The following is a 14320-nucleotide window of genomic DNA, read 5'->3' as shown; positions in this document are numbered from 1 at the left end:
ACCACCGCCGCCATGAACCGCTCCTCCCTCAACCTGCGCCTCTACCTCGCTGCCCGGGCCGTGGTGCACGGCGGCCGCCGCCGCATCCCGCGGGCGCTGCTGCCGCCGCGGCGGCCCCTGGGCAATCGCTTCACGATCGCGATCACCACCTTCGAGGCCCGCTACGCGAGCTACTTCCGTCCCCTCTACCGCTCGCTGCGACGCACGTTCCCCGAGGTGCCGATCCTGGTGGCCGTCAACGGCCACGGCGATCCCGCCAGCCAGAGCCGCTACCTGGAGCGGCTCTGCGCCGAGCTGGCCCGGGGCGAACCGCCCCATCGCCGCTTCCTGCTGCATGAGCGGGTGGTGGGGCTCTGCCAGATGTGGAACGAACTGCTCCAGGCCAGCCCCACGGCCACCACCCTGGTGCTCAACGACGATCTGCGCATTGACCCCTACCTGCGGCGCTGGGCCGAAGCCATGGCCTGGGAATCGGTGGATCTCAGCCTGCTCAACAACACCTGGTCCCATTTCGCCATCGGCCGGCGCTGCTGGGAGCGCATCGGCGCCTTCGACCAGAGCTTCAGCGGCATCGGCTTCGAGGACATGGACTACACCGCCCGGGCGAGCCTGGCCGGGGTTGAGATCGCAGGGGTGGCCTGTCCCTACCTGCACCATGCGAACGACCAGCCGGACACCACCTCCTTCGACGGCCAGTCGGAGCGCGTCTGGGGCAAGTACACCTCCGCCAACCAGGAGAGCTTCTTCCGCAAGTGGGAACGCTGTCCGGCACCGGAGGGCACCTACATCCGCCAGCTCGGTCACCACGTGCGGGCCGTCGCCCCCCTGCCGCACCTGGCCGTGCCGCCGTTGAACGCCGACGGACCGGGGATCGTCCACCTGGATCGAACGCCATGAGGGTGCTGGTGCTCGCCCCTTCCGCCTACCTGCTCGGCGGCGTCCAGGACTGGCTGGCCAACCTCGTGCCGGGCCTGCGGGGCGGCGGGCTGGAGGTGACCGTGGCGGTGCCCGACGGGGATCACCACCGCCATGGCCCCTATGCCCGGGCCTACCCGGCCCTGGCGGCCGAGGCGATCGCCAACCCGAGCGGCAGCGCCGAAGGCCGGATCCGTGCCATCGCCGCCCTGCTGGAGCGGTTGGACCCGGAGATCGTGCTCGGTGTGAATCTCGTCGATCTGTACCCGGCGGCCCGGCGGGCCCGGCGCCGGGGTCGCTTCCATGGACGGGTGGCGATGACGCTGCATGCGCTGCAGGCGGAGTACTTCGACGATCTGCGGCTGCACGGCGCCGGCATCGACGCGGTCATCGCCACCAATCGCCTGGCCTGCCGGCTGGCGAGCGGGCGGGCCCGGATCGATCCGGGCCGGGTGCTCTACGCCCCCTACGGCGTGCCGGTGCCGCCCTGGCAACTCCCCGGCGGCGATCCGGCCGCCACCCTGAACCTGGCCTGGGTGGGCCGGCTGGAGCAGGAGCAGAAACGGGTGCACGATCTGCCGCCGCTGCTGGAGGCGCTGGAGGCCCGGGGCATCGCGGTCCGGCTCAGCATCGCCGGCGACGGCGAGGAGCGTCCGGCCCTGGAGCGGTCCCTGGCCCCCTGGATCGGGCGGGGCCACGTGCGGATGCTCGGCCATGTCGACCAGGACCGGCTGGCGGCGGAGATCTACGGCCATCACCATGCCCTGGTGATCACCTCCTCCTGGGAGACCGGCCCGATCGTGGCCTGGCAGGCCATGGCCAGCGGCATGGCGGTGGTCAGCAGCCGCTACGTGGGAGCGGGCCTGGAGGGGGCCCTGGAGCACGGCGCCACGGCCCTGCTGTTCCCCTGCGGCGATACGGAGGCCGCGGCCGGCGAACTGGCGCGGCTGCGGGATCCGGCCCTGCTGGAGCGGCTGTCCAGGGCCGGCCACGCCCTGGTGGCCGGGCGCTACAGCGGGGCAGCCTCCCTGGCTGCCTGGCGGCAGGCGCTCGAGCGGGTGGCGGCCCTGCCCCCCTTGCCGCCGGTTCCGGAGGAGCCAGCGCCGGCCCCGGCCGGACGGCTGGACCGCTGGCTGGGCCGCCGGCGAGGCGAAGACCTGCGCCGGCTGCTGGGGCTTCGCTTCCGCCACGGGAGCGCCGGCAGCGAATGGCCCCATTCCGGCGGCGACGGGGCAGGCCATGCCGCAGGCACCGGGGCGAACGCCGAGGACCTGCTGGCGGCGGCGGCCCGCCTCGACGCCCCCGGTGCCTCCCATGGCTGAGGCGGTGGGGCCCACCCGGCGGGAGCGGCTGGGGGTGTGGCTGAAGGACCGGCTCCGCTACGAGTGGCTGCTGCGCCGTCCGGCACCGGCCCAGCTCGGCATCGCCAATCGCCGCGAGCGGCTGGAGGCCGCCCCCGATGGCCTTGGCCAGGCCTGTCTTTGGCGCTATACCTCCCGCCTGCACGCACCGGCGGTCCAGCCGGAGCTCGGCCGGCGCCTGCTGCGCCGCTGCCTGGCGGCGGCACCGATCCGGCGCCGGCCCACCCCTTGCTGGCCCGATGGGCCGCCGGAGCTGAGCGTGCTGATCGGCCACCGGGGCACCGAGCGGCTGCCCCTGCTGCTGGCCACCCTCGAGTCCCTCGCCGCCCAGGAGGGCGTCCGGCTCGAATGCCTGGTGATCGAGCAGGACAGCGAGCCCCGCATCGGCGACCGGCTGCCGGCCTGGGTGCGCCACATCCACGGGCCCCTGCCGGACTCCACCGCCCCCTACAACCGCTCCCACACCTTCAACCTCGGCGCCCGCGAGGCCCGCGCCCCGGTGCTGCTCCTGCACGACAACGACATGCTCGTGCCCACCGGCTATGCCCGTCGCCTGCTGGAGCGGATCGCCCGCGGCTACGCGGTGGTGAACCCGAAGCGGTTCGTCTTCTACCTCGATGAGACCCACAGCGCGGCGGTGCTGGCCGGCTCGGGTGCCTATGACGCCAGGCCGGCGGAGGCGATCGTGCAGAACCTGGAGGCCGGCGGCTCGATGGCGATCACCGCCGAGGCCTACGCCGCCATCGGTGGGATGGATGAGGGCTTCGTCGGCTGGGGCGGGGAGGACAACGAGTTCTGGGACCGCTGTCTCACCCGGCCCACCTGGATCTGGGGCTACGAGCCGATCGTGCACCTCTGGCACCGGGGCCAGCCCCTCAAGCACCAGAAGGACAACCCCAACCTGGAACGGGCCCGGGCCGTGATGCGGCGCCCCGCCCTCGAACGCATCGCCGCCCTGCGGCCCGCCCCGGTGAGCGGCCTGGTCAGCACGATCATCCCGGTGCACAACCGCGCCGCCCTGCTGCGCGAAGCGGTGGCCAGCGTGCTCGAGCAGGACCACCGGCCGATCGAGATCGTCATCGTCGACGACGGCTCCAGCGACGACACCGCCGCGGTGGCCGACGGGCTGGCCGCCGCCCATCCGCAGAGCATCCGGGTGATCCACCAGCCCAACGGCGGGCCCGGCGCCGCCCGCCAGCGGGGTCTGGACCACAGCCGCGGCGAGTTCGTGCAGTTTCTCGACAGCGACGACCTGCTGCTGCCCGGCAAGTTCAGCGCCCAGGTGGGGGCCCTGCAGCGCTCTCCCGGGGCCGGAATCGCCTACGGCCCCAGCCTGGAAGAGGACCATTCCCGGCGGCCCGTCGAACGGCGCGGCCCGATGCGGGCCACCGGGATCCCCCTGGAGCGGCTGTTCCCCCGCCTGTTGCTGGAGCGCTGGTGGACCACCAGCTGTCCCCTCTACCGGCGCGAGCTGCTCGATCGCATCGGCCCCTGGCAGCCCTGGATCAACGAGGAGGACTGGGAGTACGACGGCCGGGCCGGCGCAACCGGGACGCCCCTGGTGTGGGTGCCTGGCGAGGTGTCGGTGCGGCGGATCCACATGGGCGACGACCACCTCAGCGACCGGGGCCATCTGGACCCCCGCAAGCTGGCGGACCGTGCCCGCGCCCAGGAATCGCTGCTGCGCAGCGCCCTGGCCGCCGGCGTCGACCGCCGCAGCCCAGAGATGGCGCGCTTTTCCCGCTCCGCCTTCCTGCTCAGCCGCCAGTGCGGCGCCGCCGGCGCCGAGCACGCCGCCCGCCGACTGTTCCGGCTCGCCCGCCGCCACGGAGCCCGGCAGCCGCGACGGCAGCTGGAGTTCCTGCTCTACCGCCTGCTGGCCACGGCCCTGGGCTGGGGCCAGGCCGCCCGGCTGAGCATGGGAGTCCGGACACGGCTGCGGCCAGGACCCCGGCGAGGGGGGAACATGACCTGAGGTGATGCAGGAGCCTGTGGCGCACGAATCCGGCACGGCCCCGCTGGTGTCAGTGGTGATGGGGGTTCGCAACGGCGGGGCCAGCCTCGCCGCGACCCTCGATTCCCTGACCGGCCAGGAGGGGGTGGACCTGGAGATCGTGGTCATCAACGACGGCTCCAGCGACAACACCGGCGCCCTGCTCGCGGCCCGGGCCGCCGCCGAGCCGCGTCTGCGGGTGCTGGAGCGGCCGGGACGGGGGCTCACCCGCTCGCTGATCGAGGGCTGCCAGGTGGCCCGTGGCTCCTTCATCGCCCGCCAGGACGTCGGCGACATCTCCCTGCTGGGGCGGCTGCGGCGGCAGGTGCGCTGCCTCCAGGAGCACCCGGAAGCCAGCCTCTGCTCCACCCACGTGCGGTTGGTGGTGCCGGAAGGGGCGACCGTGCGGGTGAATGCGCCGGAGCCCGGGGAGCTGGCCGATGGCCTCACCGGTCCGGCCATCCACGGCTCGGTGATGATGCGGCGCAGCGCCTACGAGCGCGCCGGAGGCTATCGGCCGATGTTCTACTTCGCCCAGGACATCGATCTCTGGAGCCGCCTGGTGGAGCTCGGCAGCCACCTGGTGGTGCCGGAAGTGCTCTACGAGGCCACCCTCTCCCCCGGATCGATCAGCGGCTCCCGGCGCCGGGAACAGGAGGCCTTCCATGCCCTGATCGTGGCCGCCACCCGGGCCCGCCGCGGCGGGCAGCCGGAAGCGCCCGTCCTGGGAGAGGCCGAGGCCCTGAGCGAGCGCTGCCGCGGCCTGCCGGCCCAACCACGCCGGCAGGCCGATGGGGCCTATTTCATCGGTGCCTGCCTCAGCCAGGAGCGTCCGGACCTGGCTCGTCAGTACCTGCGCCAGGCCCTCACCCTCAACCCCTGGCACCTCAAGGCCCGGCTCAAGCTGGCCACCCTGCCATGACCCTCAGCGTCGCCATTCCCACCTTCGGCCGCGATCAGGTATTGATCGACAGCGTCGCCGCCCTGCTGGCGCTGGATCCACCCCCGTTCGAGCTGCTGGTCGTCGACCAGACGCCCCGCCACGACCCGGACAGTGAGGAACGGCTGGCTGCCTGGCAGGCGGAGGGTCGGATCCGCTGGCTGCGGCTGCCGACCCCCTCGATCACCGGCGCCATGAACGTGGCCCTGCAGGAGGCCCGCGGCGAGCGGGTGCTGTTCCTCGACGACGACATCCTGCCGGACCCGGAGCTGCTCAACGCCCACGAATGGGCCGGCAGGGCCGACCCCGACGCCATGCTCGCCGGCCGGGTGCTGCAGCCCTGGCACGGGGGCCAGAGCGATCCGGAAGACGGGCCATTCCTGTTCAACAGCCTGCGGCCCCGCTCCGTGGAGGAATTCATGGGGGGCAACGTGGCGATCCCGCGGCGGCTGGCCCTGGAGCTGGGGGGTTTCGACCAGAACTTCGTGCGGGTGGCCTATCGCTTCGAGGCGGAATTCGCCTTCCGCTGGCGCCAGGCCGGCCATCCGATCCAGTACGTGCCCGGTGCCCTGATCCACCACCTCCGGGCCGAGCGCGGCGGCACCCGCAGTTACGGCAAGCACCTCACCACCGTCAAGCCCGACCATGCGGTGGGGCGCTACTACTTCCAGCTGCGCACCCAGCCGCTGCCGGCGGCCCTGGCGGGGTGCCTGGGCGGCTGGCTGGGGTCGGTGCGCAGCCGCCACCACCTGCGCCATCCCTGGTGGATCCCCCCCACCCTCATCGCCGAAGGCCGCGGCCTGCTCTGGGCCCTGCGCCTGCAGAGGCGCGGGCCGGCCCTGCTGCCCAGCCGCCGGCGGCGGCTGCTGATCGCCGGCAGCCACCCGGTGCAGTACCAGACGCCCCTGTTCCAGGCCCTCGCCGCCGCCCCCGACGTGGCCACGGACGTGCTCTACCTCACCCTTCCGGATGCCCGCACCCAGGGCCTGGGGTTCGGGGTCTCCTTCGAATGGGACGTGCCGCTGCTGGAGGGCTACCCCTGGCACCGGGCCGCCAGTGGCCGGGGTCGCGGCATCACCTCCGGCTACCGGGGCGTCTGGCTGACCCGGCCCCTGGGGGAACTGGGGTTCGGTCCGGCCCGGCAGCGGCCCGATGCCCTGCTGCTCACCGGCTGGCACTTCCTGGGCATGGTGCAGCTGTTCATTGCCGCCCGGCTGCAGGGTCTGCCGGTGCTGCTGCGGATGGACTCCAACGCCTTCCGTCCCAGGCCCTGGCTCCTGAATCTCACCTATTGGATCCTGTTCCGGGGGGTGTCGGTGGGCCTTCCGGTGGGCACGGCCAATGCCCGCTGGTACCGCCAGTTCGGGGTCCCCCAGGAGCGGCTGGTGCCCTCGCCCCACTTCGTCGACAACGCCTACTTCGGCGAGCGGGCCGCGGCCCAGCGCCCCCATAGGACCGAGCTGCGCCAGGGCTGGGCCATCCCCGCGGAGGCCTTCTGCTTCCTGTTCGCCGGCAAGCTCCAGCCCAAGAAACGTCCCCTCGACCTGCTCGAAGCTCTGCGGCTGCTGCTGCTTGAACCCGTGCCCCCCCCGGTGCATCTGCTGATGGTGGGCAGCGGCCCCCTGGAGGAGGCCTGCAGGGCCCTGGTCCACCAGCACGCCCTGCCGGTGAGTTTCGCCGGCTTCGTCAATCAGTCGGGCATGCCTTCGGCCTATGCGGTGGCCGACGCGCTGGTGCTGCCCTCCGACCACGGCGAGACCTGGGGGCTGGTGGTCAACGAGGCCATGGCCTGCGGGCTGCCGGCGATCGTGAGCGATCAGGTGGGGTGCGCCGAGGATCTGGTGTTCGAGGGCCGCACGGGCCTGGTGAGCCCCGTCGGCCAGCCGGCGGCCCTGGCTGCGGCCATGGGTCGGATGGCCGCCGATCCGACCGCCGCCGCCCGGATGGGGGCAACGGCACGGGAGCTCGTCAACAGCCGTTTCAGCGTGCGGAACGCCGCCGAGGGGATCCTGGCGGGGCTGGCCCTGCTGGAGCGCCGCTGAGATGGCCAGGGCCCTGATCCTTTCCCTCCAGCCGCCGGGGGGCGGCGGCGTCCAGGCCCGCCGCTACGCCAAGCTTCTGCCCCATCTGCCGGCGGCCGGCTGGGAATTCCATGTCGTCGGCCCCGACCCCCGGCTCGATGCCGTCACCCCGGAACCCTTCCCCGACCAGGAGCGCTTCTGCCACTACAGCCGGCGGGTGTCCCGCTCCCAGCGCTGCGCCATCCGCAGGAACCGGCGCCGGCCCGGCAACCCGCTCCACCTCTGGTTCGGCCTGCGCCAGCTGATCCACCGTCGCCTGGAGCGGCTGGGCCGCCACGACCCCCAGGCCCATGCGCTCGAGGGCCTCAGGGTCACCGCCATGGAGACAGCGGCGCGGATCCCCTTCGATGTGGTGGCCGGCATCTGCCCGGACTTCCGCGTGCTCGAGGTGGCCCTGGAGGTGGCCGGCCAGCTCGGCAAGCCCTTCATCGCCATCTACGACGATCCCTTCGGCCACCGGGAGAAGGGCAGCTTCCACCCCGCCCACCCCGGGCGCCAGCGGGCCGTGCTGGCCGCCGCCGCCGGTGCCATGTTCGCCTCGCCCCTCACCCTGGAGCGCTACCGGGCGGCGGGGCTGCTGGGAGACACACCGGCCCGGTTCCTGCCGGACTGCTTCGAGACCTGCGAAGCTCCGCCCGCCGTCCCGACCGCTGCCACGGCCCCCTGCCCGACCCTGACGCTGTTCCACCCCGGCAACCTGGGCCCCTGGCGGCCGATTGAGCCGCTGCTGGAGGCCGTGCGGCGCTGGCGGCCCGAGGAACGGGGTGGGCTGCGGATCCTGCTCTATGGCTATCTCTACGGAGCGGCCCAGGCGGCCATCCGCAGCGACCCCCAGCTGCGCCAGTGCGTGCAGGTCCATGCCGCCGTCAGCAACGAACGCTCCCACCAGCTCGCGGCGGCGGCGGATGGCCTGCTGGTGCTGATCGGCCCCCGCCACACCGACAACCTGCCCTCCAAGTTCTTCGAATACCTGCCCCACGCCACACCGGTGCTGGTGGCCGGACCGACGGGCAACCCCCTGCAGGCGATCGTCGAAGACCTGGAGAAGGGGATCTACTGCGACATCGAGAGCAGCACGGCCATCTTCGAGGCCCTGGTGGAGCTGCAAGGCAGGGCCAGCTGGTTCCGGGAGCGCCATCGCCACAACCATGACGCCATCGCCGCCTACGCCGCCCCCTCCGTGGCCGGGGCCTGGGGGGCGGCCTTCGACGACGTCCTGGCGGCTTGCCCGGCGCCATGAGGGTGCTCCACGTCATCCCCTCGATCAGCCCGCTGCGGGGAGGCCCCAGCCGGGCCGTGATCGAGATGGTGGCAGCCCTGCGGCTCCAGGAGGTGGACGCGGCGATCCTCACCACCAACGACCATGGCCCCGGGCTGCACCCCGATCTGGTCACCGGCCGCTGGCGGGAGCACCAGGGGGTGCCGGTGCTGGCCTTTCGCCGCTGGAGTCCGCCCGTCGCCGCCCTGCGGGAGTTCGCCGTCAGTCCCGGGCTCAGCCTCTGGCTGTCCCGCCACCTGAAGGACTACGACCTGCTCCACATCCATGCCCTGTTCTCCTACCCCTCCACCAGCGCCATGGCCCAGGCCCGCTGGGCCGGCGTTCCCTACATCCTGCGCAGCATCGGCCAGCTGAGCCCGTGGAGCCTGTCCCAGAGCAGCGGCCGCAAACGCCTGATGCTGCGCCTGATCGAACGGCGCAACCTTCAGGGGGCGGCCGCCCTGCACTTCACCACCGGCGCCGAACGGGACGAGGCCACCGCCCTCGAGCTGGCGCCCCCCACCCTGGTGCTCCCCCTGGGGGTGCGCGGCCCTGAACCAGCGGCCGGGGCGGCGGGCGGCCGGGACTCCGCCGCGCCGGTCCGCTTCCTGTTCCTATCGCGGCTGCACCCCAAGAAGCGTCTGGAGAACCTGCTGGACGCCCTCGCTCTCCTGCTGCAGCGCCGGCCCGATGCCCCATGGGAGCTGGCCATCGCCGGCGACGGCGAGCCGCGGTACGTTGCCGGCCTGCAGGAGCGCAGTCGCCGGCTGGGGCTCGAAACCCGCTGCCGCTGGCTCGGATTCGTGGAGGGGGAAGCCAAATGGCAGCTGCTGCAGGTGGCCGACTGGTACGTGCTGCCGTCGGCGGCAGAGAACTTCGGCATCGCCGCCGTGGAGGCGCTCGCCGCCGGCACCCCGGTGATCCTGTCCCCCGAGGTGGCCGTGGCCGCCGATGTGGAGCGCTGCGGCGCGGGCCTGGTCAGTGGCAGCGACCCCGAAGCCCTTGCCCTGGCTCTGGGCCAAGCCCTGGAGCGACCGTCCCTGTCAATGCGGACTTCCGCCCTTAACCTGGCTCAGATGGAATTTTCCTGGAGCACGATCGCCCTCCAGCTGCGTGACGCTTACCGCCAGGTGCTGACCTCTTCCGCCGGCCGATGACCATCCTGTTGCTGATCGTGCTCTTCGGTGCCCTGGCCGCCGTGCTGCTCGACGGTGACTGGCGGGCCGGCCTGATGGTCACGCTCCTGATCGGCTTCGTGCAGGATCCCCTGCGCAAGATCACCCCGGGCCAGCCCGGCTACATGGTCGGCCTGGTGCTGGTCGGCTTTGCCCTCTGCGGCGTGGTGCTGCTCGAGAGGGCCGGCCGCTTCAATCTGCGGGCCATGTTCTGGACCGTGCCGCAGTTCGACGGCTGGGTAACGATCTACTTCAGCCTGATCGCGCTGCAGAGCCTCAACAGCTTCGCCCGCTTCTCCGACATCCGCCTCACCGCCATCGGGGCCGCCTTCTACCTGGCGCCGGCCTTCGGACTCTGGGTGGGCTTCCAGGTGGGCTGCTCGCTGCCGTTCCTCAAGCGCCTGCTGACGCTCTACCTGGTCGGCTCGACGGTGATGGCGTTCACGGTCTATCTCAGTTTCCAGGGGGTCGACCATCCCACCCTCCAGGAAGTGGGCGAGGGCCTGCTGATCACCTTCCGCCATGGCTTCTCCGCCCAGGGGGCCTCAGGTTTCTGGCGCACCAGTGAGATCGCCTCGTGGCAGCTTTCGGCGGCGGCCTGCATCGCCGCGTCGATGGGCATCGCCAGCCAGAAACCCACCAACCAGTTCGGACTGCTGCTGCTGGCGGCCGGCTTCGCCTTCCTGACCATCCTGACCGGCCGGCGCAAGGCCCAGGTGCTGATCCTGGCGTTCGTGGCGATCTACCTGCTCCTTTTCAGCCGCCGGGCCAGCCCCGCCTCCAAGGAACGGGTGATTTCAAGTGTGCTCGGGGTGGCAGGGATTGCCTATCCCCTCTACGCCTTCATCCTCTCGGAGAATCTGGGCGAGAACTTCGGCGAGTACACCAACCGCTCCCTGACCATCCAGCAGGACCTGGTCGAGCGTTTCGATTCCCAGGGCATCGGCGCCACCCTGAGGGCCATCGAGATCTCCGACGGCATCGGCATGGGTGTGGGTGCCGGCGCCAGCACGGGCGGCCTGATCAGGAATGCGGCCCGCGATGCCATCCAGAGCGTGGCCTTCGTCTCCGAAGGCGGCGGCGGCCGCCTCATCCTCGAGCTGGGCATTCCGGGCATCGTGGTGCTCGGAGTGATCCTGGTGCTGCTGGGCCTGGTACTGCTTCGAAACTTCCGACTGCTGAAGCAACTGCCCCAGTCCAGCTCCGCCCTGTTGATGGGGCTCATGTCGTTCGCCCTGGCCAACGTGCCGGCGTTCTTCTCGGCGGCCCAGCTCTACGGCGACCCCTTCGTGCTGATCCTGATGAGCCTGACGCTGGGCTCCTTCCTGGCCATTCCCACCCTGGTGTCCCAGCAGCAGGAGCAGTGGGCGCTGTGGCAGCAGCAGCAGCGCCAGCAGCAGATCCTCCTGGAACAGCACTCCCAGGCCCAGACATGAGTCGGATCGAGCCCCCTGCGCCGCTCCTCACCGCCCTGATCCTGACCTACAACGAAGAGGCCAACATCGGCCGCACCCTCGACCACCTGGGCTGGCTGGATTCCATCCTGGTGATCGACAGCGGCAGCAGCGACGCCACGCTCTCGATCCTCGCCGGCCATGCATCGGTGCGGGTGCTGCATCGGCCGTTCGACAGCTTCGCCGACCAGTGCAACTTCGGCCTCGACCGGATCACCTCCCCCTGGGTGCTGAGCCTGGATGCGGACTATCTGATCCCGCCGCCGCTGGCCGCCGAAATCCAGACGGTGATCAGGGATCCGGCCGCCACCGCGATGGCTGGCTTTGCCATCCCGTTCCGCTACTGCATCGGCGGTCGGCCCCTGCGCAGCGGCATGCTGCCCCCGCGCACCAGCCTCTATCGCCATGGCCGGGGCCGCTACCGCAACGACGGCCATGGCCACCGCATCGTCCTGTCGGGACCCGTCGGACGCCTGCGGCAGCCGATCCACCACGACGACCGCAAGCCCCTGCAGCGCTGGCTGGCCTCCCAGGGCTCGTACCTGGCGATCGAGGCGGCCAAGCTGCGAACCACCCCCTCCAGCCAGCTGACCGTGGCGGATCGGCTGCGCAAGCACACCCCCCTGGCCCCCTTCGCGGCCCTGGTGTTCTGCCTGGTCTGGAAGGGCGGGATGCTGGAGGGCTGGCGCGGCTGGGCCTACGCCCAGCAGCGCATGTATGCCGAACTGCTGCTCCATCTGATGCTCCTGGAGGATCGCTTCAGCCTCTCGACGCCCCCTTGAATGCCCACAGGACCCTGCAGGATCTGGAGGTTGCCCTAAGGTCCGCCCTGACCGCCGGTCTGCCCCCTTCGAGTCACCCGTCGATTCCCCCGTCTCGCTCTTCTCGATGCCCTCGATCCTGATCACCGGCGGCGCCGGTTTCATCGGCGTCAACGCCGCCCAGCACTTCGCTTCCCTGGGGTGGGAGGTGGCGATCCTCGACAACCTCTCCCGCCGGGGCACCGAGGACAACCTTCGCTGGCTGCTCGATCAGCATCCCGCCATCGCCTTCCACCGGGTCGACATCCGCCAGGCCGAGGCCCTTGCTGAGGTGGTGGCCGCCGTGCGTCCTTCGATGCTGCTGCATCTGGCCGCCCAGGTGGCAGTCACCACCTCCTACACCAACCCCCGGGAGGATTTCGAGATCAACGCCCTGGGCACGTTCAACGTGATGGAGGCCGTACGGCTCCATTCCCCCGAGAGCTTCGTGCTCTACGCCTCCACCAACAAGGTCTACGGCGGCATGGAATCGGTGCCGGTGGAGATGACCCCCCACGGCTATCGCTTCCGCGATCTCCCCGCCGGCGTGCCGGAAAGCCAGCCCCTCGATTTCCACTCCCCCTACGGCTGCTCCAAGGGGGTGGCCGACCAGTACACGATCGACTACGCCCGCATCTACGACCTGCACACCTGCGCCTTCCGCCAGTCCTGCATCTACGGCACCCGCCAGTTCGGCATCGAGGACCAGGGCTGGGTGGCCTGGTTCAGCATCGCCGCCCTGCTGGAGCGGCCGATCACCCTTTACGGCGACGGCTGGCAGACCCGCGACGTGCTCGACGTGCGCGACCTGGCCCGCGCCTACGAAGCGGCCTGGCACAGCCGCGACCGCATCAGCGGCCAGGCCTTCAACATCGGTGGCGGCCCCGTCAACACCCTCTGCCTGCGGGATCTGCTGCGCTTCCTGGAGGAGGAGCTGGCCATCACCCTCACGCCCCTCAGCGGCCAGTCAAGGCCGGGCGACCAGCCGGTGTTCATCTGCGATGTCACCAAGGCCGCCGAGCAGCTGGGCTGGGCACCCGAGATCAGCGTCGATGCCGGCGTGCGCCATCTCATCCGCTGGGTCCGTGACAACCGCGATCTGTTCGGCTGGCTCAGGCAATGAGGCGGCCCCGGGCCCTGGTCAGCACCATCGAGCCGGTGGATGGGGGGGTGCCCGCCATGACCACCGCCGTCACCCGGATGCTCGAGGAGCTCGACATCGAGCCCGTCTTCGCCTGGTACGCCCCCTGGAGCACCCATCCGCGTCTGTCGGTGCCGCTCCACGCGGTCCCCAGCGGCCGGCGGCCAGGCCGGATCGAGCGCCGCGTCTACGGCGACCATGAGGGCCATGGCCTGGGGGCCTGGCTGCCGGAGCTGGAGTTCACCCACTACCTGCCGCGGCGGGCCTGGCGGGAGCTCGTGGCCGGCTGCGACCTGCACCTGTCGGTGACGGGGAATCCCCTCTGTGCCACCCCCTTCGCCCGCCTGGGGATTCCCTTCCTGGCCTGGGTGGCCACCCCCTGGGAAGAGGATCGCGTCAACCGCGTCCGGGGCTTCTCCCGGCCGCGGCGGCTGCTCGATCGGATGCTCAACGGTCCGGTGCTGCAGCGGCTGGAGCGCCAGGTGCTGCGGGCCCCCCGGGGTCGGATCCTGGCGTTGAGCGGCTACACGGCCCGGGCCCTGGAGGCGCTGGCCCACCGGCCGATGGACGGGGTGATGCGGATGCCGGTGAATCCCGCCGTCTTCCGCCCCGCCCCTGAGCGGCTGGTGCCCTGGCGCGTCGGCTTCGCCGGGCGCTACGGCGATCCCCGTAAGCACATCACCCTGCTGCTGGAGGCCGTGGCCCGCCTCGTCGCCGCCGGCCACCCCGTCGAGCTCGTGCTGGCGGGCGAGCAGGACGTCGCTCGCCTGCGCGGCCCCCTGGTGGCGATGGGACTGGCCGAGCGGGTGCGCTGCCTCCCCTGTCTGGGCCCCGCCGCCCTGGCGGAGGTGCTGCAGACCCTGGATGTGTTCGTGATCCCCTCCCACCAGGAAGGGCTCTGCATCGCGGCCCTGGAGGCGATGGCCTGCGGCGTTCCGGTCGTGAGCACCCGCTGCGGCGGCCCGGAGGACTACGTGATCGACGGCCGCACCGGCCAGCTGGTGGCCAGCGATCCCGCCGCCATGGCGGCGGCCATCGCGGCGATCAGCGCCGATCGGGACTTGCGCGAACGCCTCTCCGCCGGGGCGCTCACGTGGGTGCGGGAGCAGGCGAGCCCCCAGGCGGCCCGGCGCACCTTCCGGGCCCACCTGGAGGCGATCGCCCCCGCGGCCAGGATTCCCTCCCTTCGGGAGGCCTAGGGC

General features: G+C 71.8%; 11 protein-coding genes. All 11 read left to right on the top strand.

The window, feature by feature from the left end:
- Window positions 1–12 precede the first annotated feature (12 nt).
- The 11 genes from VB738_RS10225 to VB738_RS10175 all read left to right on the top strand — a co-directional run bounded on the left by VB738_RS10225 (window position 13) and on the right by VB738_RS10175 (window position 14317).
- Entirely contained in the window at window positions 13–897 is an 885-nt protein-coding gene (locus VB738_RS10225; RefSeq protein WP_323305648.1) for a hypothetical protein, read from the top strand.
- On the top strand, window positions 894–2237 hold the full coding sequence (locus VB738_RS10220; protein WP_323305647.1) for a glycosyltransferase family 4 protein: 1344 nt from the start codon (window positions 894–896) through the stop codon (window positions 2235–2237). The genes VB738_RS10225 and VB738_RS10220 overlap by 4 nt, the downstream gene beginning before the upstream one ends.
- Window positions 2230–4251 carry a glycosyltransferase gene (locus VB738_RS10215; RefSeq protein WP_323305646.1) on the top strand — a complete coding sequence of 674 codons (2022 nt, stop codon included), beginning with the start codon at window positions 2230–2232 and terminating at the stop codon, window positions 4249–4251. The genes VB738_RS10220 and VB738_RS10215 overlap by 8 nt, the downstream gene beginning before the upstream one ends.
- Before the next feature lie 4 nt (window positions 4252–4255).
- Complete coding sequence (locus VB738_RS10210) at window positions 4256–5191, top strand: glycosyltransferase family 2 protein (RefSeq protein WP_323305645.1); 936 nt, start codon at window positions 4256–4258, stop codon at window positions 5189–5191.
- A complete protein-coding gene (locus tag VB738_RS10205) occupies window positions 5188–7251 on the top strand; it encodes a glycosyltransferase (RefSeq protein WP_323305644.1) in 2064 nt (687 codons plus the stop codon). The genes VB738_RS10210 and VB738_RS10205 overlap by 4 nt, the downstream gene beginning before the upstream one ends.
- A gap of 1 nt (window position 7252) precedes the next feature.
- The gene (locus VB738_RS10200; RefSeq protein WP_323305643.1) at window positions 7253–8530 is read left to right on the top strand and encodes a hypothetical protein; all 1278 of its coding nucleotides are present in this window, start codon (window positions 7253–7255) and stop codon (window positions 8528–8530) included.
- Window positions 8527–9705, top strand: coding sequence for a glycosyltransferase (locus VB738_RS10195; protein ID WP_323305642.1), 1179 nt, complete (start codon window positions 8527–8529; stop codon window positions 9703–9705). The genes VB738_RS10200 and VB738_RS10195 overlap by 4 nt, the downstream gene beginning before the upstream one ends.
- Window positions 9702–11159, top strand: coding sequence for a hypothetical protein (locus VB738_RS10190; RefSeq protein WP_323305641.1), 1458 nt, complete (start codon window positions 9702–9704; stop codon window positions 11157–11159). Before VB738_RS10195 ends, VB738_RS10190 begins: the two co-directional genes overlap by 4 nt.
- Window positions 11156–11959 (top strand): glycosyltransferase family 2 protein, encoded by an 804-nt coding sequence (locus tag VB738_RS10185; RefSeq protein ID WP_323305640.1) that lies wholly within the window; start codon window positions 11156–11158, stop codon window positions 11957–11959. Before VB738_RS10190 ends, VB738_RS10185 begins: the two co-directional genes overlap by 4 nt.
- A gap of 106 nt (window positions 11960–12065) precedes the next feature.
- On the top strand, window positions 12066–13100 hold the full coding sequence (locus VB738_RS10180; protein ID WP_323305639.1) for a GDP-mannose 4,6-dehydratase: 1035 nt from the start codon (window positions 12066–12068) through the stop codon (window positions 13098–13100).
- Complete coding sequence (locus VB738_RS10175) at window positions 13097–14317, top strand: glycosyltransferase family 4 protein (RefSeq protein WP_323305638.1); 1221 nt, start codon at window positions 13097–13099, stop codon at window positions 14315–14317. Before VB738_RS10180 ends, VB738_RS10175 begins: the two co-directional genes overlap by 4 nt.
- The last annotated feature ends 3 nt before the right edge of the window (window positions 14318–14320 follow it).

This window comes from Cyanobium gracile UHCC 0139 (genome assembly GCF_034931325.1).
Lineage (GTDB): Bacteria > Cyanobacteriota > Cyanobacteriia > PCC-6307 > Cyanobiaceae > Cyanobium > Cyanobium gracile_B.
Note: the sequence above shows the minus strand (reverse complement) of the source record. Positions and strands in the feature narration are given on the sequence as shown.